General features: G+C 74.3%; 19 protein-coding genes. 11 read left to right on the plus strand and 8 right to left on the minus strand.

Features of this window, described 5'->3' with window-relative positions:
• Nucleotides 1-196 precede the first annotated feature (196 nt).
• Entirely contained in the window at nt 197-1,132 is a 936-nt protein-coding gene (locus ABZ807_RS01340; protein WP_357151289.1) for an ECF subfamily RNA polymerase sigma factor, BldN family, read from the minus strand.
• Between the two features lie 431 nt (nt 1,133-1,563).
• On the opposite strand from ABZ807_RS01340, the gene ABZ807_RS01345 reads away from it, so the two are divergent.
• From ABZ807_RS01345 to ABZ807_RS01355, 3 genes are read left to right on the plus strand one after another with little or no spacing between them, the layout of a single operon-like run.
• Nucleotides 1,564-3,222, plus strand: coding sequence for an AMP-binding protein (locus ABZ807_RS01345; protein ID WP_357151291.1), 1,659 nt, complete (start codon nt 1,564-1,566; stop codon nt 3,220-3,222).
• Nucleotides 3,212-3,466: a glutaredoxin family protein gene (locus ABZ807_RS01350; RefSeq protein WP_357151293.1), complete on the plus strand. Its 255-nt coding sequence runs from the start codon at nt 3,212-3,214 to the stop codon at nt 3,464-3,466. Before ABZ807_RS01345 ends, ABZ807_RS01350 begins: the two co-directional genes overlap by 11 nt.
• Nucleotides 3,467-3,485: 19 nt before the next feature.
• Nucleotides 3,486-4,136 (plus strand): HAD hydrolase-like protein, encoded by a 651-nt coding sequence (locus tag ABZ807_RS01355; protein ID WP_357151295.1) that lies wholly within the window; start codon nt 3,486-3,488, stop codon nt 4,134-4,136.
• Between the two features lie 85 nt (nt 4,137-4,221).
• On the opposite strand, the gene ABZ807_RS01360 is transcribed toward ABZ807_RS01355, so the two are convergent.
• Both ABZ807_RS01360 and ABZ807_RS01365 read right to left on the minus strand, forming a co-directional pair.
• Nucleotides 4,222-4,875, minus strand: coding sequence for a response regulator transcription factor (locus ABZ807_RS01360; RefSeq protein WP_357151297.1), 654 nt, complete (start codon nt 4,873-4,875; stop codon nt 4,222-4,224).
• Nucleotides 4,876-4,910: 35 nt separating this feature from the next.
• Complete coding sequence (locus ABZ807_RS01365; RefSeq protein ID WP_357151299.1) at nt 4,911-6,203, minus strand: sensor domain-containing protein; 1,293 nt, start codon at nt 6,201-6,203, stop codon at nt 4,911-4,913.
• Between the two features lie 467 nt (nt 6,204-6,670).
• Here ABZ807_RS01365 and ABZ807_RS01370 point away from each other — a divergent pair, with 467 nt between their 5' ends.
• From ABZ807_RS01370 to ABZ807_RS01395, 6 genes are all read left to right on the plus strand, one after another.
• On the plus strand, nt 6,671-7,441 hold the full coding sequence (locus ABZ807_RS01370; protein WP_357151301.1) for a redox-sensing transcriptional repressor Rex: 771 nt from the start codon (nt 6,671-6,673) through the stop codon (nt 7,439-7,441).
• On the plus strand, nt 7,438-8,808 hold the full coding sequence (locus tag ABZ807_RS01375; protein WP_357151302.1) for a glutamyl-tRNA reductase: 1,371 nt from the start codon (nt 7,438-7,440) through the stop codon (nt 8,806-8,808). Before ABZ807_RS01370 ends, ABZ807_RS01375 begins: the two co-directional genes overlap by 4 nt.
• Complete coding sequence (gene hemC, locus ABZ807_RS01380; RefSeq protein WP_357151304.1) at nt 8,805-9,800, plus strand: hydroxymethylbilane synthase; 996 nt, start codon at nt 8,805-8,807, stop codon at nt 9,798-9,800. The genes ABZ807_RS01375 and hemC overlap by 4 nt, the downstream gene beginning before the upstream one ends.
• The gene (locus ABZ807_RS01385; protein ID WP_357151306.1) at nt 9,797-11,377 is read left to right on the plus strand and encodes a uroporphyrinogen-III synthase; all 1,581 of its coding nucleotides are present in this window, start codon (nt 9,797-9,799) and stop codon (nt 11,375-11,377) included. The genes hemC and ABZ807_RS01385 overlap by 4 nt, the downstream gene beginning before the upstream one ends.
• Nucleotides 11,378-11,389: 12 nt before the next feature.
• Nucleotides 11,390-12,373, plus strand: coding sequence for a porphobilinogen synthase (gene hemB / locus ABZ807_RS01390; protein ID WP_357151308.1), 984 nt, complete (start codon nt 11,390-11,392; stop codon nt 12,371-12,373).
• Nucleotides 12,374-12,754: 381 nt separating this feature from the next.
• Nucleotides 12,755-13,255: a helix-turn-helix transcriptional regulator gene (locus tag ABZ807_RS01395; protein WP_357151310.1), complete on the plus strand. Its 501-nt coding sequence runs from the start codon at nt 12,755-12,757 to the stop codon at nt 13,253-13,255.
• Between the two features lie 60 nt (nt 13,256-13,315).
• On the opposite strand, the gene ABZ807_RS01400 is transcribed toward ABZ807_RS01395, so the two are convergent.
• The 3 genes from ABZ807_RS01400 to ABZ807_RS01410 form a co-directional block, all read right to left on the minus strand.
• A complete protein-coding gene (locus tag ABZ807_RS01400) occupies nt 13,316-16,591 on the minus strand; it encodes a lamin tail domain-containing protein (RefSeq protein ID WP_357151312.1) in 3,276 nt (1,091 codons plus the stop codon).
• A gap of 96 nt (nt 16,592-16,687) precedes the next feature.
• Entirely contained in the window at nt 16,688-17,704 is a 1,017-nt protein-coding gene (locus ABZ807_RS01405) for a GNAT family N-acetyltransferase (RefSeq protein ID WP_357151486.1), read from the minus strand.
• 72 nt (nt 17,705-17,776) lie between these two features.
• The gene (locus tag ABZ807_RS01410; protein ID WP_357151314.1) at nt 17,777-19,195 is read right to left on the minus strand and encodes a lytic murein transglycosylase; all 1,419 of its coding nucleotides are present in this window, start codon (nt 19,193-19,195) and stop codon (nt 17,777-17,779) included.
• A gap of 56 nt (nt 19,196-19,251) precedes the next feature.
• Between ABZ807_RS01410 and ABZ807_RS01415 the strand changes: the two genes are divergently transcribed.
• Together ABZ807_RS01415 and ABZ807_RS01420 are read left to right on the plus strand one after the other, a co-directional pair.
• Nucleotides 19,252-19,473: a zinc ribbon domain-containing protein gene (locus tag ABZ807_RS01415; RefSeq protein WP_357151316.1), complete on the plus strand. Its 222-nt coding sequence runs from the start codon at nt 19,252-19,254 to the stop codon at nt 19,471-19,473.
• 149 nt (nt 19,474-19,622) lie between these two features.
• Complete coding sequence (locus ABZ807_RS01420) at nt 19,623-22,544, plus strand: adenylate/guanylate cyclase domain-containing protein (RefSeq protein ID WP_357151318.1); 2,922 nt, start codon at nt 19,623-19,625, stop codon at nt 22,542-22,544.
• Nucleotides 22,545-22,596: 52 nt separating this feature from the next.
• Here ABZ807_RS01420 and ABZ807_RS01425 read toward each other — a convergent pair whose 3' ends face one another.
• Together ABZ807_RS01425 and ABZ807_RS01430 are read right to left on the minus strand one after the other, a co-directional pair.
• Nucleotides 22,597-23,136 carry a phospholipase gene (locus ABZ807_RS01425; RefSeq protein ID WP_357151320.1) on the minus strand — a complete coding sequence of 180 codons (540 nt, stop codon included), beginning with the start codon at nt 23,134-23,136 and terminating at the stop codon, nt 22,597-22,599.
• A gap of 173 nt (nt 23,137-23,309) precedes the next feature.
• Nucleotides 23,310-24,995, minus strand: a complete 1,686-nt coding sequence (locus ABZ807_RS01430) for a family 10 glycosylhydrolase (RefSeq protein ID WP_357151322.1) — start codon at nt 24,993-24,995, stop codon at nt 23,310-23,312.
• Nucleotides 24,996-25,371 lie beyond the last annotated feature (376 nt).

Here is a 25,371-nt window from a genome sequence, read left to right on the forward strand (position 1 = left end):
CCGCGGTGGTTCCCAGCGACCGGCGGCGGCGTACGCCGACGGACGAAGGTGTTGGCCGGCCGCGCTGCTCGGACCGGATCGGTCCGGGGGCGCCGGGGCAACCACCGGTCGCACCCGGAGAAACGGTCCGCGCCGGGCACGGGTTACGGGGCGGCCGCAGCCGAAATCACGAAGAGTGATCGTCGTCACCGGGAGATCAGGGCCGGAAACCGTCCGGGAGCAGGCGGGCGAGGGCACGGACGGCGCGGTATTGAAGGGCCTTGATCGCACCCTCGTTCTTGCCCATCGCGCGGGCCGTCTCGGCCACCGAGAAGCCCTGGAGGAAGCGGAGCACGATGCACTCCTGCTGCTCCGGGTTGAGCTGCTTGACCGCGGTGAGCAGCGCGACGTTGGTGATGTGCTCGACCACCGCCGCCTCCGGGCTGCCCTCCGGGCCCCGGTCCTCCCGGTCGGCGTCGAGCACGTCGCCGGTGGCGACCTCCAGCCGGTAGCGGCCGGACTTGAAGTGGTCCGCCACCAGGTTGCGGGCGATGGTGACCAGCCAGGCGCCGAGGTCGCGGCCCTGCCAGGTGAAGCTGCCGATCCGCTTGAGGGCCCGGAGGAACGTGTCCGAGGTGAGGTCCTCCGCCAGTTGGCGGTTGCCGACCCGGAAGTAGACGAAGCGGAAGACGGTGTCGACGTACCGGTCGTAGATCAGGCCGAACGCCTCGGCCTCGCCGGCCTGCGCGCGTTCCACCAGCGCCCAGACCTCGATGGCCGGGTCGGACGGGTCGGGCCGGCTGGGGAAGCCGGTGGCCGGCGTCGGGGTCGCCGGGACCGCGGGCAGGACGGCGGTGTCGGCGGCGGGCACGGCCGGCAGCACCGCGGTCTCGGCGCCGGACGGGTCGGCCACCGCGGGCGGCTCGCCGACCCGCCGGCTCTGCGCCGGCATGGTGGGGCGGGCCGGCGACGCGATCCGGCCACCGGCCGGTTTCGCGTTGCCACCGGGTACGGCCGGCCGGGCCGGGGCCTCGTTGTGCCGGTTGCGCAGCCGATCGGAGCCGAGGCCCGGGTCCAGCCGCTCGTTGGGCGACGTCCGGGGTGTCGGGCCGGTCAGGCCGGCGGGCCGTTCCGCGTAGCCGAAGGTGGTCACCGTGCCTCCCCGGTCCGCTCCGCGGCCGGCCGGGCGGGACGGCGACGGGTTGCCGTGGCGTCGGGTCTGCCCCGGGCGGGCACGGCCGGGTCGGGGTGTGCCGGCGTACGGCAGACCCCCTTGAGGTGCTGGTCCAATGCGCTCACAGGCACGGGGGCCTCCTCGGGCTGAGGGGTGTCGACTCACGGCAAATGGGGTGAGCCGACCCGAGTGATGATAGGGCCAACGTCACCCACGCGTGGCAAGTCCGTTACACAGGGCCGAAGTATTTCCCCCCGCGTCGCACCGATGGCGGACCGGTTGTCCGTCGTGTGCGGTTGACTTTCACGTCGTGACTTGATCCCGAGTGGAAAGTCCTGGTCGGAGTCGAAATACCCCGGCCATCGGCGTGTCGGCGTGTCGCAGGTGGGCGGCGCGTCCGGGCCGCGGGCATGGTCCGCCGGGGTGCCGTTGTGCCAGACTCAGCGACCGTGCAGGACGCCTCCGACAGCTCCGCGCCCGACCTCGCCGACCGGCTCCGCCGCGCGGCCGCCGACCACGGTGACCGCCCCGCGTTGCACTGGCGCGAGGTGACCCTGACCTGGTCCGAACTGGATGCCCGGGTGACCGCCGTGGCCCGCGCCCTGGCCCGCGCGGTGCCGGCCGGCTCGGCCGACCCGCCCGCGCGGGTGGCGATCGCGTGGCCGAACACGCCGGACTTCGTGGTCGCCTACCTGGCCACGCTGCGCGCCGGGCTGGTCGCGGTGCCGGTCAACCCGGGCCTCACCGCCCGGGAGCTGCGGCACGTGCTCGCCGACTCCGGCGCGACGCTGCTCTGCGGCACCGAGGCCGTCCGGGACCGGGTCGCCGGTCTCGCCGACGAGCTGCCGGCGCTCACCGCCGTGCACACCACCCTGCCCGAGGAGGCGGGGGAGCCACCGGCGCGGTCCGGCGGCGACCTCGCGGTGCTGCTCTACACCTCCGGCACCGAGGGGCGGCCCAAGGGCGCGATGCTGCCGCACCGGGCGCTGGCCGCGAACCAGGACCAGGTGGGCCGGATCTGTCCGCCGGTGGTCGGCCCCGGCGACACCGTGCTGCTCGCGTTGCCGCTGTTCCACGCGTACGGGTTGAACTCGGGGCTGGGGGCGGTGGTCCACCATGGCGCGACCGGGGTGCTCGTCGACGAGCCCGGCCCGGGCTGCGCGCTCGACGAGATCGCCCGGCACCGGGTCAGCGTGCTGGTCGGCGTACCGTCGATGTTTCTCGCCTGGTCCACGGCGGACGCCGGCGCGGTCGCCGCGGCCATGGCGTCGGTCCGGGTCGCGGTCTGCGGCGCGGCGCCGCTCGACCCGGCCACCGCGGCGCGCTTCACCGAGGTCACCGGCCGTCCGGTCCACGTCGGGTACGGGCTGACCGAGACCGCCCCGGTGCTCACCTCCACCCTGGTCGGCGGCGAGCCGAAGCCCGGGTCGATCGGCCGGCCGCTGCCCGGCGTCGAGCTGCGCCTGGTCGGCGGCGACGGGGGCGACCTGTGGCGGGACGGCGTCGCAGAGCCGGACGACGACCCCGACGACGACCCCTGGCTCGTCGACTCCTCGCCCGGCACCGACCCCGGCGAGATCGTGGTACGCGGGGCGAACCTGTTCGCCGGCTACTGGCCGGACGGCCGGGACGGCCCGGACGCGGACGGCTGGTGGGCCACCGGCGACGTCGCCTACGCCGACGACGACGGGGACCTCTTCCTGGTCGACCGGCTGGGCGAGCTGATCCTGGTCAACGGCTTCAACGTCTACCCGCGCGAGGTCGAGCTGGTGCTCGACGCGCACCCGGGGGTGGCCGGCTCGGCCGTCCTGGGTACGCCGCACCCGCGCACGGGCGAGACTGTGCGGGCGTACGTGGTGCCGGCGCCGGGGCATCCGGTCACCCGCGAGGAACTGCTCGCCCACTGCGCGCGTAACCTGGCCCGGTTCAAGTGCCCGACCGCCGTCGAGTTCGTCGACGAGCTGCCGTACTCGGTGATCGGGAAGGTACGCAAGACCCAGCTGCGGTCGGCGCCGTCCCCGGCGGCGCCGCCCCGGCCCCGACGCGCGGAGGTCCCCGATGTCCAGTGACGCCCGGCTCGCCCTGATCACCCGGCCCGGCTGCCACCTCTGCGAGGACGCCAAGGCCGCGCTGGACCGGGTGGTGGCGGTCACCGGCGACCGGTGGGTGGAGAAGGACGTCACCGGCGACGTCGAGCTGGAGCGGGAGTACGGCGACCGGCTGCCGGTGGTGCTGCTCGACGGCAAGGAGCACGGCTACTGGCGGGTCGAGGAGGAGCGGCTGCTGCGGGACCTGACCACCCCGCAGCTGTGACCGGGCTTATTGTGCTGCGATGACCCCTGCGCGCGACCACCTGGTGTGGGACTGGAACGGCACCCTGCTCAACGACCTCAGCCTGGTGGTGGAGGCCACCAACGTGGCCTTCGCCAGCGTCGGCGGCCCGTCGGTGACCGCCGAGGAGCACCGGGTGCGCTTCCGTCGGCCGATCGTCGACTACTACGCCGAGATGCTGGGGCGGGCGGTCGACGCCGAGGCGTTCGGCGCGCTCGACCGGATCTTCCACGACGCTTACCGGGCCGGGCTGACCAGCTGCGGGCTGGCCGACGACGCGCTGGCGGCGATCGCCGCCTGGCCGGGCAGCCAGTCGCTGCTGTCCATGTGGTTCCACGACGAGCTGGTGCCGACCGTGCACACCTACGGCCTGACCCCGCACTTCGACCGGGTGGACGGGCTGCGCGCCACGGTCGGCGGGGGGCACAAGGCGCAGTGGCTGGAGAAACACCTGGCCGAGCTGGGGCTGGCCGGCGACTCGGTGGTGCTCATCGGCGACTCGGTCGACGACGCCGACGCCGCGGAGAGCGTCGGCGCCCGCTGCGTCCTCTACACCGGCGGCCTCTCCGACCCCGCCGCCCTCCGCGCCACCGCCCATCCCACCGCCGACACCCTCGCCGAGGCGGTGATCCTCGCCACCATCCTCCGCTGACCTCCCGGGGCCCTGCTCCCGTCGATCATGAGGTGGACGGCGCTGCCGAACCCTCCCACCGGTGCGGGTGCGGGCGAGTGGGCGGTCAGGCGCGGAGGTGGGTGAGGACGGCGAGGACCCGGCGGTGGTGGTCGGTGTCGGGGGGCAGGTGGAGCTTGGTGAAGATGTTGCGGACGTGCTTCTCCACCGCGCCGTCCGTGACCACGAGCGACTTCGCGATGGCGGTGTTGGAGCGGCCCTCGGCCATCAGCGCCAGCACCTCCCGCTCGCGCGGGGTCAGCTCGCGCAGCGGCTCGTCCCGGCGGCGGCGGACCAGCAGCTGGCCGACCACCTCCGGGTCGAGCACGGTGCCGCCGGCGGCCACCCGGGCCAGCGCGTCGAGGAACTCGTCGATCGCGGCCACCCGCTCCTTGAGCAGGTAGCCGATCCCGCCGCCGCCCCCGCCCGCGGTGCTCAGCAGGTCGTCGGCGTACGACACCTCGACGTACTGGGAGAGCACCAGGATCGGCGTACGGGGGACCAGTTGGCGGGCCCGTACGGCCGCGCGCAGTCCCTCGTCGGTGTGCGTGGGCGGCATCCGTACGTCCACGATCGAGACGTCCGGCCGGTGCGCCACCACCTCGTCCACCAGCGCCTCGCCGTCCCCGACGGCGGCCACCACCTCGTGTCCCTGCTCGGTGAGCAGCCGGACCAGGCCCTCCCGGAGCAGTACGGCGTCGTCGGCGATCAGTACTCGCATGCTGCGGTGTCTACCACGTCCGGGCGCCTACCGGGTCACAGCGGCAGCACGGCCCGCACCGTGGTCGGCCCGCCGACCGGGCTGTCCACGTGGAGCAGGCCGCCGGCGGCGCGTACCCGGTCGGCGATGCCGGCGAGACCGTGCCCCTTCGCCACGTGCGCGCCACCGGCCCCGTCGTCACCGACGGTGACCTCGAGCCGGTCGTCACCGCGCAGCACGGTCACCGCGCAGCCGGTCGCGCCGCTGTGCTTGGCCACGTTGGTCAGCGCCTCGGCGACCACGAAGTAGGCGGTGCTCTCCACCAGCGGGTCGAGCCGGCCCTTCGGGTTGCCCAGCCGGTCGTCGAGGGTCAGGTCGACCGGCACCAGGCTCCGGCCGGCCAGGGCGGCGACGGCGCTGGGCAGGCCCCGGTCGACCAGCACCGGCGGCGCGATGCCCCGGGAGAGCGCCCGCAGCTCGGCCAGCGTGTCCCGGGTCTGGGCGATCGCCTCGTCCAAGGTCCGGGCGGCGGCCTGCGGGTCGGTGGCGAGCTGCTGCCGGGCCCGGCTCAGGTCCATCGCCAGCCGGACCAGTCGCTGCTGGGGGCCGTCGTGGATGTCCCGCTCCAGCCGGCGCAGCGCGGCCGCCTCGGCCGACACCGCCGCCCGCTTCTGCTCCTCCAGCACGGTGATCCGGTCCCGCATCTCGGCCACCCCGGTCAGCAGGCCGCGCGCGAAGCCGGCCTGGAGCAGCGCGCTGCCACGGACCACGATCGGCAGGGTGAGCAGGAAGATCAGGCCGATCGCGGTGTTCAGGCCGATCCGGGCGACGGGCCCGCCGCCGAGGCCGAGCAGTTCGGCGAGGCTGCGGTTGTCGGGGACGTACGCCAGGGCCCAGTCGTACGCGGGGTAGAGGGTGCCGGCCAGCGCGAAGGCCCACCAGGTGACGGTGCTCCCGAACGTGACGACCGCCACCACCGACCGGGAGATGCCGTGCGCCAGGTCGAGCCAGGACTGCCCGTCCCGGATCGGGGTGAAGATCCGCCGCCAGGCACCGGCCGCCGGGGGTGGGGTCAGGTAGCGGGGGCGGATCCGGGGCATCCGGAGCACCGTGGGCAGCCGCAGCCGCTCCACGTCGGCCAGGCCGCGGGCGGTGTACAGGGTGCCGGTCATGATCGGCAGGCCCACCACCAGCACCGCCAGCCCGACGCCCAGCGCGAGTCCTGCCGTCAGGACCACCAGGCCGAACAGCGCCAGGGGGAGACCGAGCAGGACGTACCCGGTGTCGCGCAGCAGTTGCCGGCTGACGCTCGGCGCCGGCGTGGCCGAGGCGACGGTGGCGGTGGTCATGCTCTGAGGCTAGGGACGCCGGGCCCCGGACGCCCATCCGGCGGGCCGCACTCTCGCCGGTCGGGTTGGCCCTACCGCCCGCCGGGCCGCGCCCGGGCCGCGCCGGGCCGCGCCGCGCCGCGCCGCTCAGCCAGGCCGTCCCGGATCCGGCGGAGCCCTCGCGGCGGCTGGTGAGGGGGGTACGCCACGTGTCCGCCGGGCCTCGCGTGATTGGTCAGAGAAGTCGGAATTGAGTAATAATCGCCGTGCGGCGCCGGCGGCGGCCGCCGGATCGATCTTGCGGAATGGAGGGCCTGGTGGGGCGGCGTCGCAGGTCAGCAAGATCGCGATTTGTGCACGTCTTCACAAGCGCCTACTCTGTAGTTCCGACGCGCCCTGCTAGCACGACCGGCACTCTCGGTTGCCAGCGGGGGTCCCGACACGGCCGGGCACCGGAGCTGGCCGAGGATCGCACCGCACGGAGTCTCATGAGTCAGCACCGTCACCCTGGCGCGCCCAAGCGCGCCGGTGCCGTACCGGCGCTCCCGGATCTCCCGGAGGCGACCGTCGCGCGGCTCCCCGAGTACCTCCGGGCGCTGCACAATCTCGCCGAAAGCGGTCACGAGACGGTCTCCAGCGAGGGGCTGGCCAGCGCCGCCGGGGTCAACTCGGCCAAGCTCCGCAAGGACCTCTCCCACCTCGGCTCGTACGGCACCCGGGGCGTCGGCTACGACGTCGCGCTGCTGGTCGACCACATCGAGTACGTGCTCGGGCTCACCCAGGGCCGGGCCGTCGCCCTGGTCGGGGTGGGTAATCTCGGTCACGCCCTGGCCGGCTACGACGGCTTCGCCAGCCGGGGCTTCCGGATCGCCGCGCTCTTCGACGCGGACCCGTCCCGGGTCGGCGAGGTGATCAACGGCCTGATCGTGCAGCACGTCGACGACCTGGCCCGGGTGGCCGCCGAGGAGTTGATCTCGATCGGCCTGATCGCCACCCCGGCCTCGGCCGCCCAGCCGGTCGCCGACCAACTCGTCGCCGTCGGCGTGACGAGCATCCTGAACTTCGCTCCGTGCGTACTCTCGGTGCCGGAGGGGGTCGACGTGCGCAAGGTCGACCTCGCCATCGAGCTGCAGATCCTGTCCTTCCACGAGCACCGCAAGGCGTCGCTGACCGCGCTTCCCGCCACCGGCGGGTCCGCCCTCACCGCTCTGCCCGGCGGGCTCGCGGCCACCGACACCCAGGAGGCGATCGGCACGTGAAACTGCTCGCCGTCGGCGCGTCCTACCGCACCGCTCCCGTCGCCACCCTGGAGCAGTTGGCGGTCGCCCCCGCCGACCTCACCCGCATCCTGGACCGCCTGGTCGCCCAGCCGTACGTCTCCGAGGCGGTGCTGGTCTCCACCTGCAACCGGGTGGAGGTCTACGCCGCCGTGTCCGGTTTCCACGGTGGGCTCGGCGACATCTGCGCCGTCCTCGCCGAGCAGGCCGGCACCCCGCCGGCTGCGCTCGCCAAGCACCTCTACGTGCACTACGACGCCGCCGCGGTCGACCACGTCTTCCGGGTCGCCGCCGGGCTGGACTCGATGGTGGTCGGCGAGTCGCAGATCCTCGGCCAGCTGCGGGACGCGTACCACTGGACCACCGGGGCAGACTCGGCCGGGCGGCTGCTGCACGAGCTGATGCAGCAGGCGCTGCGGGTGGGCAAGCGGGCGCACGCCGAGACCAACATCGACCGCGCCGGGCAGAGTGTGGTCACCGCCGCGCTGGACCTGGCCGCCGGTCACCTCGACGGCGACCTCTCCGGCCGCCCCGCCATGGTGGTCGGCGCGGGCGCGATGGGCGCGCTCGGCGTGGCGACGCTGTCCCGGCTGGGCGCCGGGCCGCTCACCGTCACCAACCGCGGGGCCGACCGGGCCGTACGTCTGGCCGAGTCGTACGGGGCGAGCGCCGTGCCGATGGCCGAACTCGTCGACGCGCTATCCACAGTGGACATCGTAGTGGCCGCCACCGCGGCCACCGAACCGGTCCTCACCCTCGACGTGGTGACCCGGGCGCTCGCCGGCCGCGACGCCGACCGGGGCCCGCTGGTCCTGCTCGACCTCGCCGTGCCGCGCGACGTCGAGCCCGGGGTGGCCGAACTGCCCGGCGTCGAGGTGATCGACATCGGCCGGATGGCGGCGCTGCTCGCCGGCGGCCCGGCCGCCGCGGACGCCACCGAGGTCACCAGGATCGTCACCGGCGAGGTCGAGACGTTCCTGAGCTGGCTGCGCGGGGCCGACGTGGCACCCACCGTGGCCGCGCTGCGGGGCCGCGCCGACGACGTGGTCAGCGCCGAGCTGCGCCGGCTCGCCCAGCGCCGCCCCGACCTCGACGACGACCAGCGCGCCGAGGTCGCCCGGACGGTGCACCGGGTCGTGCAGCGGCTGCTGCACCAGCCCACCGTGCGGGTCCGCCAGCTCGCCGCGGAGCCCGGCGGCGACCAGTACGCGGCCCTGCTGCGGGAGCTGTTCGACCTCCAGGTGCCGCAGACCTCCCCGGTCGACACCGTCCCCGACGTCGTCGGGAACGCCGACGGCCGGCCGTCCTTCGACGTCGTCGACGTCCCGTCCACCGGAGGTGAGCGATGAGCACGCCCCTGCGCCTCGGTACCCGGGGCAGCGCCCTGGCGATGGCCCAGTCCGGCCACGTCGCCGAGGCCCTGACCGCGGCCACCGGCCGCGAGGTCGAGCTGGTCGAGGTGGTCACCGCCGGGGACCGCTCGGCGGCTCCCGTGCACCGGCTCGGCGTCGGCGTCTTCGTCTCCGCCCTGCGGGACGCGCTGACCGCCGGCACCATCGACCTCGCGGTGCACTCGTACAAGGACCTGCCCACCGCCGGGGCGGCCGGGCTGCACATCGCGGCGGTGCCGGCCCGGCAGGACCCGCGCGACGCGCTGGTCGCCACGGGTGGCCGTACCCTCGCCGAGCTGCCGCCGGGTGCCGTGGTCGGCACCGGCGCGCTGCGCCGGATCGCCCAGCTGCACGCCCTCGGGTTGCAGCTGGAGGTCACCCCGATCCGGGGCAACGTGGACAGCCGCCTGCGCCGGGTGCTCGGCCCGGACGCCGATCTCGACGCCGTCGTCCTGGCCCGGGCCGGCCTGGCCCGGCTGGACCGGACCGACGTGATCACCGAGACGCTCGACCCGATGCTGATGCTGCCCGCGCCCGCTCAGGGCGCGCTGGCGGTGGAGTGCCGGGCCGACGACCCGGACCTGGTCGAGCTGCTCGCGGTGCTCGACCACGCACCGTCCCGGGCTGCGGTCACCGCGGAACGGGCGTTGCTGGCCACCCTGGAGGCCGGATGTTCCGCTCCGGTCGCCGCCTACGCCGTCGTCGCCGAAGGCGAGCCGACCGGCTCGGGTGCCGAGGGCGATGTTGTTCAGGAGATCTACCTGCGCGGGGCGGTGATCAGCCCGGACGGCACCCGAGACCTCCGGCTGTCCCGCACCGGTACGCCCGCCGACGCGGCGGAGATCGGCAAGGCACTCGCCGCCGAACTCCTCGAACTCGGCGCCGACTCGATCCTCGGCCACGAAGGACACACCGGCCCGGGGACCCAGCAATTTGGGAGCACAGAATGACCCGCACCCGTAAGCCCGTAGGCCGTATCGCGTTCGTCGGGGCCGGTCCCGGCGACCCGGGCCTGCTGACCCGTCGGGCCCACGACGCCCTGGTCGATGCCGACCAGGTGGTGTACGACCGGGGTGTCCCCGAGTCGCTGCTCACCGCCGTCCGCGCCCAGGCCAGGTCCGACGCCCAGTTCACGCCCGCCGAGGGTGTGCCGGGCGACGTGGCCAAGGTGCTCATCTCCGCCGCCCGTTCCGGGCTGAACGCGGTGCACCTGGTCGCCGGCGACCCGTTCGGCCACGACTCGGTGGTCAAGGAGGTGCAGGCGGTGGCGCGTACCGCCGCGCACTTCGAGGTGGTCCCCGGGGTCGGGCAGGCCGAGGGCGTGGCCACCTACGCCGGGGTGCCGCTGCCGGGCGTACGCACCGCCGCCGACGTCGAGGACGTCAGCACGCTGGACTTCGACGCGCTCGCCGCAGCCGTCGGCCGGGGCTCGCTGGCGCTCGCGGTGGACGCGGGCGACCTGGCCGCCGTCCGGGACGGCCTGCTGGCCGCCGGGGTGGACGGCACCACCGGCGTCGGGGTGACCGGCGACGGCACCGGCGAGACGCAGTACACCACCACGTCGACCGTCGACTCCTTCGTCGCGGCGGCGCTCGGCTTCACCGGCCGGGTGGTGCTCACGGTCGGTGAGGGCGTCGGCCAGCGCGAGAAGCTGAGCTGGTGGGAGAACCGCCCGCTGTACGGCTGGAAGGTGCTGGTGCCCCGCACCAAGGAGCAGGCCGGCGTGATGAGCGCCCGGCTGCGCGCGTACGGGGCGATCCCGTGCGAGGTGCCGACCATCGCGGTCGAGCCGCCGCGCACCCCGGCGCAGATGGAGCGGGCGGTCAAGGGCCTGGTCGACGGCCGGTACGCCTGGGTGATCTTCACCTCGGTCAACGCCGTCCGGGCGGTCTGGGAGAAGTTCGCCGAGCACGGCCTGGACGCCCGCCACTTCGGCGGCGTCAAGATCGCCTGCATCGGCGAGGCGACCGCCGACGCGGTCCGCGCCTTCGGCATCCAGCCGGAGCTGATCCCGTCCGGTGAGCAGTCCTCCGAGGGCCTGCTGGCCGAGTTCTCGCCGCACGACGAGATCCTCGACCCGGTGGGCCGGGTGCTGCTGCCGCGCGCCGACATCGCCACCGAGACGCTCGCCGCCGGGCTCACCGAGCGTGGCTGGGAGGTCGACGACGTGACCGCGTACCGGACCGTCCGGGCCGCCCCGCCGCCCGCCGAGATCCGGGACGCGATCAAGTCGGGCGGGTTCGACGCGGTGCTCTTCACCTCGTCCTCCACCGTCCGGAACCTGGTCGGCATCGCCGGGAAGCCGCACGCGCGTACCGTTGTCGCAGTCATCGGGCCCAAGACGGCGGAGACCGCGACGGAGTTCGGCCTGCGGGTCGACGTGCAGCCTGCGCACGCCTCGGTGCCCGATCTGGTGGAGGCGCTCGCCGCCTACGCCGTCGAGTTGCGCGAGAGGCTCGCCGCCATGCCGGCCAAGCAGCGCCGCGGCTCGAAGGTGCAGGGGCCGACCGCCCTGAGGTTCCGCTGACAGGAGGCTCCCGTGCCGTACCCCGACATCCGGCCCCGCCGGCTGCGTCGTAACGCGGCCGTGCGGCGGCTGGTCTCCGAGACCCGCGTCGACCCGGCCGAGCTGGTCGTGCCGATGTTCGTCAAGGAGGGGCTGACCGAGCCACGGGCCGTCGCGTCGCTCCCGGGGGTGCTCCAGCACTCCCGGGACTCGCTGCGCAAGGCCGCCGTCGAGGCGGTCCAGGCCGGGGTGGGCGGGATCATGCTCTTCGGGGTGCCGGCCTCGCGGGACGCCACCGGCTCCGGCGGCATCGACCCGGACGGCATCCTCAACGTCGCCATCCGGGACGTCGTCTCTGAGGTGGGCGACGCCACCGTGGTGATGAGCGACCTCTGCCTGGACGAGTTCACCTCGCACGGGCACTGCGGCCTGCTCACCCCGGACGGCGGCGTCGACAACGACGCCACCCTGGCCGCGTACGCCGAGATGGCGGTGGCCCAGGCCGTCGCCGGGGTCGGCGTGGTCGGGCCGTCCGGGATGATGGACGGCCAGGTCGGCGTGGTACGCCGGGCGCTCGACGCCGCCGGTCACCAGGACGTGGCGGTGCTGGCGTATGCGGTCAAGTACGCCTCGGCCTTCTACGGCCCGTTCCGCGACGCCGTGGAGTCGGCGCTGGAGGGCGACCGGCGCACCTACCAGCAGGACCCGGCCAACCTGCGCGAGTCGCTGCGCGAGGTCGAGCTAGACATCGCCGAGGGCGCCGACATGGTGATGGTCAAGCCGGCGCTGCCCTACCTCGACGTGGTGTCGGCGGTCCGGGCCGCGGTGGACGTCCCGGTCGCCGCCTACCAGGTCTCCGGCGAGTACGCGACGGTCGAGGCGGCCGCCGCGAACGGCTGGATCGACCGCGAGCGAGTCATCCTGGAGACGCTCACCTCGATCCGCCGGGCCGGCGCGCAGATCATCCTCACCTATTGGGCGGTCGAGGCCGCCCAGCTGCTCCGCCAGAGCTACTGAGCGGCGGCGGGCAGCGCAGCACCCCGCCGCACCTGCTCCACCCGGTGGCCGTGACCGGCGGCACCGCGTGGCACCGTCGCGCTGTGCCGCCGCGAGGTGCCGTGGCGCTGTGTCCCCGCGAGGTGCCGTGGCGCTGTGTCCCCGCGCTGTGTCGCCGCGAGATGCCACCGTCGGCCGCCCCCCAGATGCCTGTCCCGCACGCTTTGCGCTGCTGCTGCCCAGGCAACGATGGAGCGCTTCCAGTGTTGCCGTCGCCGCAGCAGAGCAAAGCGTGCGGGACAGAGTGGGTCGGGTCACGCTTCCACCACAGCTGGGGCGGGTTTTCCACAGGGCTGTCCACAGGGATTGCCGACGGTGGAGGACGGCGGGCAGGCTGCCGGCATGGCTTCCGCGCTCGACCCGCCACCCACCGGCCCGACCGTCGGCCAGTTTCCGATCGCCGGGCTGGTCCGGAAGGCGCGGCGTATCGCCGGCCTGGGGCAGCGGCAGATGGCCCGGTTCGCGAAGGTCTCCCCGTCGACCGTGGGCCGGGTGGAGACGGGCGAGATGACACCCAGCCTCGCGGTGCTGGAACGGCTGCTCGGCGTGGCTGGCCTCTATCTGGCCGTGGTCGACCCCGACGGCCGGGTCATCCAGCCGATGGCGGACTGGGACGACACCCGCGACGGCGCGGGGCGGCGCTACCCCTCGCACCTGGACACCATTCTCGACCCCGAGCCCGGGGAGTGGTGGGGGGACATCTACGGCCTGGCCCGGCCGCCGGAGACCTTCCACCGCTGCCCCGTCGACCGGGAGGCCCGCCGGCGCCGTAGCCAGTGGGAGGTGCGGGTGGCGCAGCACCGCCACCTGCCGCCGCCGAAGGACATGCGGGAACGGTACTGAGACGGCCCGCCGCCCCGGGGAGAACCCGGGCCGGCGGGCCGTCGTCCGTACCTCGAACGATCAGTCGTCGTTCGTGATGGTGCCGATCGCCAGCGGGTCGGCGAACCGCAGGTCCAGCGGGCCGGCGACCGCGAACGCGATCGTCTCGTCCGCCTCGACCTTCCGGTCACCGCGCACGGTCACCGGGAAGACCAGCGAGGTCTGCCCGGCGGGCAGGACCCGGCAGCCGACGTACGGCTCGAAGTCCGAATCGGCCGTGGCGGTCAGGCCCACCGTGGCCGCGCAGATCGTCGTCGGCACGAAGAGCGGCCGCGAGACGGTCGCGGTGAACGTCAGCGTGCGGGTGCCCTTGTCGCCCTCGACCACCGAGGCGTCGCCGACGCGCAGCGACGGCTGGGCACGGAACCGGGCGACCTGCGGGTCGTGGTCGCTGGAACCGCGCGACCCGTCACCGGTGAACTCGGCCGGCCAGTCGGCGTTGATGTGCGCCGCCCGCACCTGCACCAGGTCGTCGTGGAGCCTGCCGTTGACGAAGAGGTGGTCCAGCGTCTGCGCCTGCCCGCTGAAGCTGTACGAGTACGCGGACGCCGGGACGTCGGCGACCAGGTCGTCCCACAGGTTGTGCAGGCCGGCCTCGTAGAGCGGGGCGAGCTGGTCCGACGGCGTCGGATCCCCGCCGGTGGCGATCGGGTCGTCCGGGCGGGGGAAGACGTTCAGGTCCCCGCCGTAGACCACCCGGGCGTCCGGGTCGGACTTCTCGATCGCCGTGACGATCGCGGCCCCGTACGCGGCCTGCTCGGTGCGCTGCCCGATCCGGCTGTCCGGGCCGGAGGAGTAGTGGTTGCTCAGCGCGTACAGGGTGAACTGCTCGGTCGCGCCCGGCGCGGCCTTCACCACGAACTTGCCCAGCTGGGGCGCGCGGGTGAAGACGTTGTCGCCGTCCTTGCCGGTGGAGGTGTCCGTGTCGGCCGGCAGCACCGCGTTGAGCGCCTTCGGGTTCTGCACGTCCGCGTTGGACGCCAGCCCCGCCGACCGGTACTGCACTGTCGGCGCCGCGCCGAACAGCGGGTCGGTGGCGGTCACCCCGGCCAGCGACAGCCGGTCGGTGCGGTAGAGGAACGCCGCGGTGATGCCGCGCGCGTCCGCGCCGGTGCGGTCGTACGCGGCGGCGTACTCCTGGCCGCCGGCAGCCGCGACGGCCAGGGCCAGCTCCTGGATGGTGTCCGGGGCGCCATCGGCGTCGTCGGTGTCACCGCAGACCAGTTCGGTGCCGCTGACCGAGCAGATGTCCTGGTCCTCGGCCTCCTGCACCAGGATCAGGTCCGGGCCGTGCAGGTCCTTCGCGATCTGGTCGGCGAGCGAGGTCAGGTGCAGCCGGTAGTCCTGCTCGGAGGAGGGCACGTAGTCGAACGGCGGCCGGACCCCGGTGCAACCGGGGTTGCCGGCGAAGTCGCAGCCGTCGAACGGGTCGTCCCGGTAGTCGTACAGGTTCTCCACGTTGTAGGTCGCGACCGCGACCTCCCGCGACCGGTCGGCCGGCTGCGGCGGGTTGTTCTTCGACGGGTCGGCCCCGGCGGCGAACTCGGCCGACTCGACCTGCACGCCGTACTTGGAGAAGGAGTACCCGACCGCGCCGTACGCGTCCGCGCTCAGCGTGTCGAAGGTGTGCGCCGGTGGCAGCATCGCGGCGCTGTCGCCGGTGCGGCCCTTGACGCCCGTGCTGCCCAGCAGGACGCGCTGGCCGTTGCCGTCGTCGAAGGGGCGGCTCGGGTCGTTGTCCAGCGGGTGCGTGTCCCGGAACACCCGGCGGGCGTACGGGTCGGCGCGGTCCAGCAGCGGGTCGTCCCGGTCGACGACCCAGGTCTCCGCGTCGGCCGTGGAGGAGAAGACGTCCCGGCCGCTCACCGCGCCGCTGCCGGCTCGGACCTTCAGCCGGGCGCCCTCGTGCCGCTCCCACCAGCGCTGCGCCTCGACCAGGTCGGCCGGCGGCGCCGCGACGGCCACCTCGACCTCGCTGTCGACGTCCAGGCCGGAGGCCACCTTGCGCACCAGCGAGGCGCTGGACAGCTGGGTGGAGTTGAAGTACTCGGAGACCCGGGCGCGGAGCACCACCTCGTCGCCGACGGTCGGCGGGTAGCCGCCGATCAGCGTGCTGAACGAGCCGGTGAAGACGAAGATGCCGTCTGAGCTGGTCGGGTCGCCGTCGGTGGCGCCCACGCGGCTCTGCAGCCAGAAGCCCCGCTGCTCGGCGCCGGCCGAGGTGAGCGACAGCGACAGCTGGGTGATCACGCCGCGCACGTCGTACAGGGCGCTGCTGGTGCCGTTGCCGGAGGCGGGGGCCAGCGGCGAGCGGTCGGCCGGGCCGGACTCGGCGTCCGTGGTGGGGCCCTGCACCTCGCCGACGGTCAGCTCGCGGGTCACCTGCACGGCCAGCGTGCAGGTGGCGGTGCCGCCCTCGGCGTCGGTCGCGGTCAGCGTCACCGTGTACGCGCCGGCGGGCAGGTCGGCGCTCGCCGTCACGGTGGCCCGGGCGGTGCCGCCCACCGCGTCGGCCGGGGTGAACGCCGTACGGCTGACCGAGCCGGCGGCGGGCGCGGGGGTGACCGCGGTGACGGCCAGGTCCACGACGGTGTCGTCGGTGTCGGTGGCGGTGACCTCGCGGCTCACCGCGGTGCCGGCCGTGGTGGTCAGGGCGCCGCCGCAGTTCAGCGTGGCGGGCTGGTCGACCGGGCCGCCGCCGTCGACGGTGTGCGTGCCCAGGCCGTCGAAGGTGTCGGTCGGGAAGCCCGCCCACTGGGCGGCCGGGTCGAACGCGTCGGACGGGTCGGTGTCCCCGATGGAGATCGACGGCAGTCGCCGCAGGGTGTTGTCGGCGGTGCTGGTCAGCCCGGTGCCCCACTCGGTGCCCGGGTCGACGCCGACCTGGCCGATCGAGTCGAGCACCGTGCCGGCCCTGCGCAGCACGATCGCGTCGTCGCCGTTGAACAGCGACGCGCCGGTGGTCTGGTCGGCCTGGGCGAGCACCGCCGGGGCGGCCGTGGAGGCGGCGAAGACGAAGACGTCGCCGGCGGCGACGGTGCCGCTCAGCGCGATGTTCGTCGGCGTGGTGGAGCCGTTGAAGTAGAGCTGCAGCTGGTAGCCGCCGGCCGTGAGGTCGACCGGGGAGCCGGTGCCGTTGAACAGCTCGATCGCCTTGTTGTTCGACGAGCCTTCGACGTACTCGGAGATGAACAGGTCGGTGGGCGCGGCGCTGGCCGCGGTGGGTGCGACGCCGATGACCGGAAGGGTGACGGCGGCGGCGGTTGCGAGCGCGGCGTATCTGCGGCGCGGGCGCATGGGGCCTCCACGATGGGTGGACGTGAACTAACGCACGTTAAGGGTCGTTGCTGGCCCCCGTCCATCCCTTGGTAGGCCGGATGGTGAATTCGAGGGTCAGCGGGTGGCGTCCAGCCGGTGCACCAGCTCGGCGACATCCACGCTGTATTCGCACCATTCCCGGTCGGGTCGGTAGCCCAGCTCGGCGTTCACCTTGAGCATCGCCTCGTTGGCCTGGGCGTTCCAGGTCTGCACCTCGGTCAGGGTCGGCTCGGCCGAGCGCAGCTCCAGCAGCATCCGGGCCTTGATCGCCCGGTCGATGCCGTAGCCGCGGTGGTCCTGCACCACGATCGTGTCGTACTGGTCGGCCCGGGTGGGGTGCTGCGCGGGCACCACCACCTCGGTCAGCCCGGCGACCTCGCCGGAGTGCTCGTGCAGGGCCAGCACGATGTAGGGCTTCATGCCCCGCCGGTGCAGCGTGTCCAGGCTGTCCCGCAGCCGCTGCGGGTCGTACGAGCTGGGGCGCAGCTCGCCGTCGTCAACGTCGCGCACCTCGGCCTTGGCCCGCGCGTACGCCTCGATCAGGTCGTCCGGCGGCCCGCCCGGGCAGAACTCCAGGTGGTACCCGGCACTCACACCGGTGGACGTCTCGGCCAGCGTCGGCCACTCCACCGCGCGCAGGTCGAGCACGCTGCGGGTCTCGACGTACTCCCGGGTGAACCCGAGCGATTCGTAGAAGGCGATGGCCGGGGTGTCCCCGACCACCTCGACGCCGATCGACTGGAAGCCCTCCTGGTAGACCCGGCGGGCGGCGGTCAGCACCAGCTCGCGGCCCAGCCCGGTGCGCCGGACCGCGGGGTGCACCAGCACCTCCAGCACGCCGATGTCACCGAGCAGCAGCGCGTGCACGTGACCGAGGATCGGGCCGGGCCGGCCGTCCTGCCCCGGCTCGGCCTGGGCCACCCAGGAGATCCGCCGCTCGCCCGGCATCACCTCGGAGAGGTATTCCCGCAGGGAACTCTCCCGCCAGGGCGGGTCCTGGGGGAGATCAGCCGCCAGAACCGCGTTCAGCGTGTCCAGCACGGACGCGACCTCGTCGGACGACGCGGTCCGGGGATCCCACTCGCGCACCATCACCCGTCTAGCTTGCCGTCAACGGCTGCCCGGGGGAAGTGTCTGGTCCGGGAATGTATGCGGACGATCACTTCACGTACGGCTGGCCGTCCCGTACTGGTTGGCCTTGTCGAAGACGTCCTGGGCGTAGCGGCGCACGTCGTTGTAGGAGAGGATGGCGCCCCACCAGTCGCCCGGGATGGTCATGTTCCGGCCGCCCTTGCAGAGGTACCGTGCGGCGGCGAGCGCCGCGTCGTTCAGGTTGTGCGGGTCCTTGCGGCCGTCGTTGTCGGCGTCGACGCCGATCTCCTGCCAGGTGGTCGGGATGAACTGCATCGGCCCGATGGCCCGGTCGTAGACGGTGTCCCGGTCGAAGAGCCCCCGGTCGGTGTCGGTGATCCGGGACCGGCCGCCCTGCCCGTCGAGCGGGTCGCCGATGATCTCCGGCTCGGCCCGCCCGGTGGACTGGAGGCTGGCACCGTTGGCCTGCCCGTGCCGGGACTCGACGTACCCGATCGCGGCGAGCGTGGTCCAGCTCAGCTGGCAGCTCCGGTTGGTCTCGGCGAGCACCAGCTCGGCGTAGCCGTACGCCTGCATGGCCACCGGCGAGATGCCGACCCGCGCGCCGGTGGTCTGCGCCCAGGCGGCCAGGGCGTCCGCCGGGCGGCCGGTGACGGGCGGGGCGACCGGACCGGTCGGCGTCACGCCGCCGGGCAGCGCGGTGGCGGGCGGCAGCGCGGTCGCACCGGGCATCACCGGCAGCGCGGTCGCGTCGGGCAGCGCACCCGGCGCCGGCACGACGACGCCGCCCTCGGTCGCGTCCACGGCGACCGGCTTCGGCGACCGGACGGCAGACGGGACCACCACGGCGCCCACCGCCGCGGTGGCGGCGACCAGCGCGAACAGGAACACCCCGGGCAGGGTCAGCCGGCCGCTCGGACGTCGGGACCAGGCCCGGGTGGCCCGGGCCGCGCCGACCACCGCCTGCCGGGGCAGGGGGAGCCGGACAGCGTGTGCGAACGGCACCCGCCGCCGCCGTCCCGGCCGGGCCGCCGCGTCGGCGGTCTGCCCGGTTCCTGTCGAGTCGGCCGTCGCCCTGTCGCCCTCTTGCGCGTCGGCCTTGTCCGGGCCGTCCTTTGCCGGCCCGGCCGTTGTCGCGCTGTCCGCCGCGGGCTCGGCCTGCGGCGCGCCGGCGTTGCTCTCGACCGTCGTCGGGTCGCTGTCGGACCTCGTCGCCCCGGTGCCGGCGGCCTCGTCGGCGGCCGAGGGTGCGGCGGACGGTGCCGCCGCGCTGCCGTCGGTCGGTTCCACCGTGGCCGGAGCGCCCGGCCCGGCGCCGGCGGCGGTCGTGGTCGCCGGCTCGGCGGCGGCCCGCGCCCGGGCGAGGAAGGGGCGCCGGGGACGGGGGACCGGGGTCGGCTCCGGCGCGGCGCCGGAGCTGCCGAGCGGCCCGTCGGGCGGCGTCGCCGGTCGCAGGGGCCGTACCGTTGATCGTTCCTCGCCGCTCACCACCCGTCGAGTATCACCCATCCCCGTGCGGTCGTCAGGCCCGGCCGTACGCTGGGAGCATGCCCCGGTACGAGTTCCGCTGCCGCGCCTGCGGCGACACCTTCGAGGTCAACCGCCCGATGGCCCGGGCCGGTGATCCGGCATCCTGCCCCCAGGGGCACGCCGACACGGTCAAGCTGCTCTCCACCGTCGCGGTGACCGGCCGCAGCGGCGGTGGCCCGGCGGGTGGCGCCCTGGCGGCGCCGGCCGGCGGCTGCTGTGGCGGTGGCGGCTGCTGCTGAGCGGCCGGCCTCTTCGGCGGCGCGGAACTCGCCGGTGACCGGTGGGCGAGTGGCACCTTGGGTCGGACGCCGCCCGTCCGTTCTCACGATGCGTGACGGCTCGACCATAGGGCAGCATGGAGCCGACGTCAGGGGCGGAGGTTCCACGCATGTCGCCACGGATCCACCTCCCGAGCGGGTGGGTGACCTTCGTGTTCACCGACATCGAGGGTTCGACCCGGCTGGCCCAGCTGCTCGGGTCGGGCTACCGCCCCGTGCTGCGGGAGCACCGCAGGCTGCTCCGGGACACCCTCGCCGGCACCGACGGCGCGGAGCTGCTGACCGAGGGCGACTCGTTCTTCCTCGCCTTTCCCGACGCGGCGGCGGCGCTGACCGCGTGCCTGACCGCCCAGCGGGCGCTGTCCACCCACGACTGGCCCACCCCGGAGGCCACCCCCCGGGTCCGGATGGGACTGCACACCGGCTACGCGGAGCCGCGTGACGGCGAGTACGCCAGCCCCGAGGTGCACCGGGCCGCCCGGGTGGCCGCCGCCGCCCATGGCGGGCAGGTGCTCTGCTCGGCGTCGACCGCCCGGCACGCCGATCCGCTGCCGGGCGGTGCGTCCCTGCTCGACCTCGGCCTGCACCGGCTGCGCGGCTTCGACGACCGGGAGCGGCTCTTCCAGCTGGTCGCGCCCGGCCTGGAACGGCAGTTCCCCCGGCCGCGCACGGCCGACGCGGTGGCGCACAACCTGCCCACCCAGGTCACCTCCTTCATCGGCCGGGAGACCGAGCGGGCGGAGCTGCACCTGCTGGTACGCCGGCACCGGCTGGTCACCGTCCTCGGCGCGGGGGGCGCCGGCAAGACCCGGATGGCCGTTGAGCTGGCCTCCGGGATGGTCGAGGCGTACCCGGACGGGGTGTGGTTCGTCGACATCGCCACGGTCACCGACCCGGGTCTGGTGGCGTTCGCGGTCGCCGCGGTGCTCGGGCTGCGTCCCGAGCCGGGCCGCCCGATGCTGGACACCCTGGTCGAGTACGCCGCCGCCCGGCGGATGCTGGTGGTGCTGGACACCTGCGACGCCCAGCCCGCCGCGTGCGCGGCGGTGATCTCCCGGTTGCTCGCCGGCGGGGGCGGGGTGCGGGTGCTGGCCACCAGCCGGGAGTCGTTCGGCCTGCCCGGCGAGGTGGTCTGGCGCATCCCGCCGCTCTCGGTGGACCCGCAGCCGGGGCGTACCGAGAGCGACGCGGTGGCGCTGCTGCTCGACCGCACGTCGGCGGCGCGGGGCGGCCGGCCGCCGGACGGGGCGGAGGCCGGTGACCTGTGCAGGGTGGTGCAGCGGCTGGACGGCCTGCCGCTGGCGATCGAGCTGGCCGCCGCCCGGCTCCGGGTGCTCTCCGCCGGCCAGCTCGCCGCCCGCCTCGACGACATGCTCGGCACTCTCGACGCGGGGCGGGCCGAGCCGGGGCCGCCAACGGAGGGGGGCTGGACGGGCAACCAGCAGGACACCGTGGACCTGGCCGCCGCGGCGGCGGGGGCCGTGCCCCCGTCCCCGGCGCACCGGGCGGTGCAGCGCTCCGCCACCGAGCGGCACCGCACCATGCAGGCGACGGTCACCTGGTCGTACCGGACGTTGGGGGCGCGCGCGTCCCGGCTGCTGCGCTGGCTGGTGGTCTTCGCCGGGCCGGTGGAGCTGTCCACGGTGGAGTGGCTGCTCGACGACGACCCGCTCGACCCGCTGTCGGTGCTGGTGGACAAGTCGATGGTGCTGGCCGAGCCGCGCGCCGCGGGCAGCACCTACCGGATGCTCGACCCGATCCGGGCGTACGCGGCCCGCCGGCTGGTGGAGACCGGCGAGGAGCAGGTCGCGCGGGACCGGCACGTCGCCTGGTCGGCGCACGCGCTGGAGCAGGCCCACCTGGGGCCGGACGGGCACCCGGTGACCCTCTCGCTGTACGTGCTCGACCCGCTCGCCGGGGAGCTGCGGGCCGCCCTGCGCTGGTGTGCCACCGGGGGCAGCGCCCGGGCCGGGTTGCAGCTGGCCGGCGGGCTGGACCAGTGGTGGCGGGAGCGGGGGCTGTCCCGGGAGGCGCGGCTGTGGCTGTTCCGGCTCTACGGCCGGATCGCCGAGACCGGCGAGGTGATCCCGGAGGCGGAGCTGGCGGCGGCGTACCACCTGCACTCGTTGCACGCCGGCGCGGACGGCGAGTTCGCCGAGGAGCTGCGCTACTCGCAGCGGGCGGAGGCGGCGGCCCGGCAGGCGGGTGACGCCGGGCTGCTTGTCCGGGTGCTCGCCGGGCGGGCCGCGCCGCTGGTCGACATGGGGCAGTTCGCCGAGGCGGAGCGGGTCTGCCGGGAGGTCATCGACTGGGCGCAGGAGCAGCAGGTGACCGGCGACGCGCTCTTCGCCGTCTACAACCTGGCCGAGCTGCTGTGGCGGCGCGGCGCGCTGGACGAGGCGGCGGAGCTGCTCGGCGCGGCCCGCCCGGTGGAGGCGGCTCGGCCGGTCGAGCGGGGCCGGCGGTCGGTGGACATGCTCCTCGGCATGGTCGCGCTGGCCCGGGACGACCTGGTCGCCGCGCACGAGCACCTGCTGGTGGCGCTGCGGTCCCGGATGAGTCACGGCTACCACGGCCGGGCCTGCGACACGGTCAACGCGGTGGCGGTGCGCTGCGCCGCCGGTGGGGACCTGGCCACCGCCGCCCGGCTCTTCGGCGCGGCGCAGGCGACCCGGGCGCAGCTGCGGGCCACCCCGGGCATCTACGGCAGCTACTGGCTGGAGCGGCAGGCCGAGCTGCGTCGGGTGCTCGGTGACGCGGCCTTCGACGCCGCGTACGGCGAGGGGGGCGAGCTGGGCCTGGAGGAGGCGGCGGCGCTGGCGCTGGCGGTGGAGCACCCCGACCTGGGGGCGGACTCGGTCCGGTTCGGCGCCGCGGGCGCCTCGGCGCCCCGGCAGGGCGGTGCTGGCGCCTCGGCGCCCCGGCAGGGCGGTGCTGGCGCCTCGGCGCCCCGGCAGGGCGGTGCTGGCGCCTCGGCGCCCCGGCAGGGCGGTCCGGGCCGGCAGGAGCTGGACCGCCGGGAGCGGGCCTGACGCCGCCGGGCGCCCCGGTCGGGGGCACCCGGCGGATTCGATCGCGGTGGGGTCAGCCGCGCAGGGCGGCGCGGTGCTCGGCGGTGGCCTTCATCCGGGCGGCCCGGTCGATGTCGGACTGCTGGACGGCGGCGACGGAGCCGAAGATGCTGACCGCCTCGTAGTACGTCCAGGCCAGGCTGTAGCAGGCCGGCCGGACGACGATGTTGTACGTGGCGCAGACCCGCTTCAGGTCCTCGTAGAAGGCGCTGTCGAGGCGGGACTTGTTGGCCGAGAACTGGCCCATCGCCTTGTAGTTGCGGTACCCGAAGTCGTGCCGGGCGCAGGAGAGGGTGAACTTGAAGCCGAGCGGGTTGTCCGGGCTGGACGAGCAGTAGTCGGTGGACCAGTCGAAGTTGTAGTCGGACCAGGCGGCCTTGTTCAGCCGGGCGGAGTTCCAGGCGTTGTAGCTGCTGGCGCTGGTCTGGGTCCAGCTGGAGAGCACCGAGAGCTTCTGCGTCGTGGTCACCGCGAACGCGGGCGAGCTCACCCCGAGCATGGCGAGCAGTGCGAACGCGCCGGCGGCGAAGAGGGTGGCGAGTCGTCTGGGCATTCGGGTTCCTCCGAGGGGATGACGTACGGCCGGCGACCGGTGGATCACCAGGTGTCGGAACAGTCTCAATCAATCGCCGCACTTCGATGTGAGACTCGCGTGAAGTATTGATGACATGCGTTGAAACAGACGAATGCCCCGGGCGGTGACCGCCCGGGGCATTCGCGGCTGATTCAGCGCACCACCCGCGCGGGGCTGGCCGGTCCCTCGTTCCAGAGCCGGTCCAGCGCGGTCACGTGGTACGTGTACGTCCGGCCCGGCTCGGCCGTGGCGTCCACGAAGGACTGTTCGGCCGTGGCGTCCACGAAGGACTGCACGGCGGCGGCGGCGTCGGCGCGCAGCGTGCCGACCAGGTGGGACGCGTCGGCGAAGCCGCAGGGGTCCACCGGTGAGGCCCCGTCGAACCGGTACACCGCGTACGAGGTGGCCTCGCCGAACGGGCCCCGGCCGTCGGCCGGCTGCCGCCAGCTCAGCCGCACCCCGTCGTCGGACCGCTCCGCCCGCGTCACCACCGGGTGCAGCAGCGGCTTGGCGGGCAGGTGCGGCATCGCCGGCACCAGCGCCGGCCGGGAGTAGTGCTCGGCGGCGTAGATGTCGGTGGCGCCGAGCCGGTTGGCCTTGACCTGCACGGCCGAGAAGTGCACGTTGCCGAGCACCTCCGGGTGCGACCGGTTGAGCGTCAGGTGGTCCGACAGCTCGCGCGGGTTCTGCCAGAACGGCCCGTACGCCGGGTCACCGCTCTTGTAGTCCGCCTGGCCGATGTAGAGCTGTACCCGGGTGCCGCGCACCGTCTCGGCCCACCACGGCACGAGGCGGGAGTAGTCGGCGGCCGGGTACTGGCCGATGTACCAGTAGAGCTGCGGCACCACGTAGTCGATCCACTCCTGCTTGACCCACTTGCGGGTGTCGGCGGAGATGATGTCGTACGACTGGCTGCCGGTGGTGTCCGAGCCGAGCGGGTCGGCCGAGGCGTTGCGCCAGATGCCGAACGGGCTGACCCCGAACTTCACCCACGGCTTGGCCGCCTTGATCTTGCCGTTCATTTCCTGGATCAGCAGGCTGATGTTGTCCCGCCGCCAGTCGGCCTTGCTGGTGAAGCCCCGGTTGTGGGCCGCGAAGGTGGCGTCGTCCGGCACCTGGTGCGTGCCGCTCGGGTAGGGGTAGAAGTAGTCGTCGAAGTGCACGCCGTCGATGTCGTACCGGTTGACCGCGTCCATCATCGCGGTCTGGACGAACTCGCGGACCTCGGGGATGCCGGGGTTGTAGTAGAGCCGGCTGCCGGCCACGTTGGCCGGCGGGTAGGCGAAGGTCCACTCCGGGTGCTGCCGCGCCGGGTGGTCCGGCGCGAGCTTGGCGAGGTCCGCGCCGGCGCCCGGGGCCGGCATCGAGATCCGGTACGGGTTGAACCAGGCGTGGAACTCCAGGTTCCGCTTGTGCGACTCGGCGACGAGGAACTTCAGCGGGTCCCAGCCGGGGTCCTGGCCGCGCACCCCGGTGAGGTACTCCGACCACGGCTCGTACGGCGAGGGCCAGAACGCGTCGGCGGTCGGCCGGACCTGGACGACCACGGCGTTGTGGTGCAGCTTCTGCGCCTGGTCGAGCCAGCCGAGGTATTCGGCCTGCTGTGCCGCGACCCGGTCGGGTGCGGTATGGGAGGCCTTGCTGGGCCAGTCGATATTGACCACGGAGGAGATCCACATCGCGCGGAACTGGCGCTTGGGGGTGGCCGGGTCGGTGCTGCAGTCGGTGGTGGATCCGGCGGCGGCCGTGTCCGGAGCGGCGCTCGCGGGCGTGCCGGCGACCAGCGCGCCGAGCAGTGCCACGGCCAGCCCGGCGGCTCGGAGCCGAGTTGCCTTCATGCGGTGTGTCCCTTCGTCGGGCTCCCGGTTGTCGCGGCGTCCGTGGCAAGATTCGCCATCAGCTATTTACCGCTGGTAGGAAATTTTCACATCTGGTGGGCTTCCGCAAGGGTCCGACCCGGGACGACGACCCCACGGGGAGGGACGGGACCGTGCGACACCGGCTCAAGGACGTGGCCGAGCGGGCCGGGCTGTCGGTCAAGACGTGCCCACCCTGACCACCGTCGCGCCGACAAGGAGCGCATCGCCCGGCTCGCGGTCGAGCTGCTGGCCGCCCGCGTCGACGGCGACCGCGAGACCCCGCCCCGCGACCTCACCGCCCCCTACCGCCTCGCCCCCCGCGAGAGCACCCGCCCCCGCTGACCCCCGGCCTGCC

Source organism: Micromonospora sp. NPDC047548 (assembly GCF_040642975.1).
Classification (GTDB): domain Bacteria; phylum Actinomycetota; class Actinomycetes; order Mycobacteriales; family Micromonosporaceae; genus Micromonospora.

Coding starts and splice junctions, on each gene's coding strand:
- ABZ807_RS01355 (WP_357151295.1), top strand. CDS start 3,486: ATGACCCCTGCGCGCGACCACCTGGTGTGGGACTGGAACGGCACCCTG.
- ABZ807_RS01405 (WP_357151486.1), bottom strand. CDS start 17,704: ATGGTGCGCGAGTGGGATCCCCGGACCGCGTCGTCCGACGAGGTCGCG.
- ABZ807_RS01415 (WP_357151316.1), top strand. CDS start 19,252: ATGCCCCGGTACGAGTTCCGCTGCCGCGCCTGCGGCGACACCTTCGAG.
- ABZ807_RS01420 (WP_357151318.1), top strand. CDS start 19,623: ATGTCGCCACGGATCCACCTCCCGAGCGGGTGGGTGACCTTCGTGTTC.
- ABZ807_RS01370 (WP_357151301.1), top strand. CDS start 6,671: ATGAGTCAGCACCGTCACCCTGGCGCGCCCAAGCGCGCCGGTGCCGTA.
- ABZ807_RS01430 (WP_357151322.1), bottom strand. CDS start 24,995: ATGAAGGCAACTCGGCTCCGAGCCGCCGGGCTGGCCGTGGCACTGCTC.
- ABZ807_RS01360 (WP_357151297.1), bottom strand. CDS start 4,875: ATGCGAGTACTGATCGCCGACGACGCCGTACTGCTCCGGGAGGGCCTG.
- ABZ807_RS01345 (WP_357151291.1), top strand. CDS start 1,564: ATGGTCCGCCGGGGTGCCGTTGTGCCAGACTCAGCGACCGTGCAGGAC.
- ABZ807_RS01395 (WP_357151310.1), top strand. CDS start 12,755: ATGGCTTCCGCGCTCGACCCGCCACCCACCGGCCCGACCGTCGGCCAG.
- hemC (WP_357151304.1), top strand. CDS start 8,805: ATGAGCACGCCCCTGCGCCTCGGTACCCGGGGCAGCGCCCTGGCGATG.
- ABZ807_RS01365 (WP_357151299.1), bottom strand. CDS start 6,203: ATGACCACCGCCACCGTCGCCTCGGCCACGCCGGCGCCGAGCGTCAGC.
- ABZ807_RS01400 (WP_357151312.1), bottom strand. CDS start 16,591: ATGCGCCCGCGCCGCAGATACGCCGCGCTCGCAACCGCCGCCGCCGTC.
- ABZ807_RS01385 (WP_357151306.1), top strand. CDS start 9,797: ATGACCCGCACCCGTAAGCCCGTAGGCCGTATCGCGTTCGTCGGGGCC.
- ABZ807_RS01425 (WP_357151320.1), bottom strand. CDS start 23,136: ATGCCCAGACGACTCGCCACCCTCTTCGCCGCCGGCGCGTTCGCACTG.
- ABZ807_RS01350 (WP_357151293.1), top strand. CDS start 3,212: ATGTCCAGTGACGCCCGGCTCGCCCTGATCACCCGGCCCGGCTGCCAC.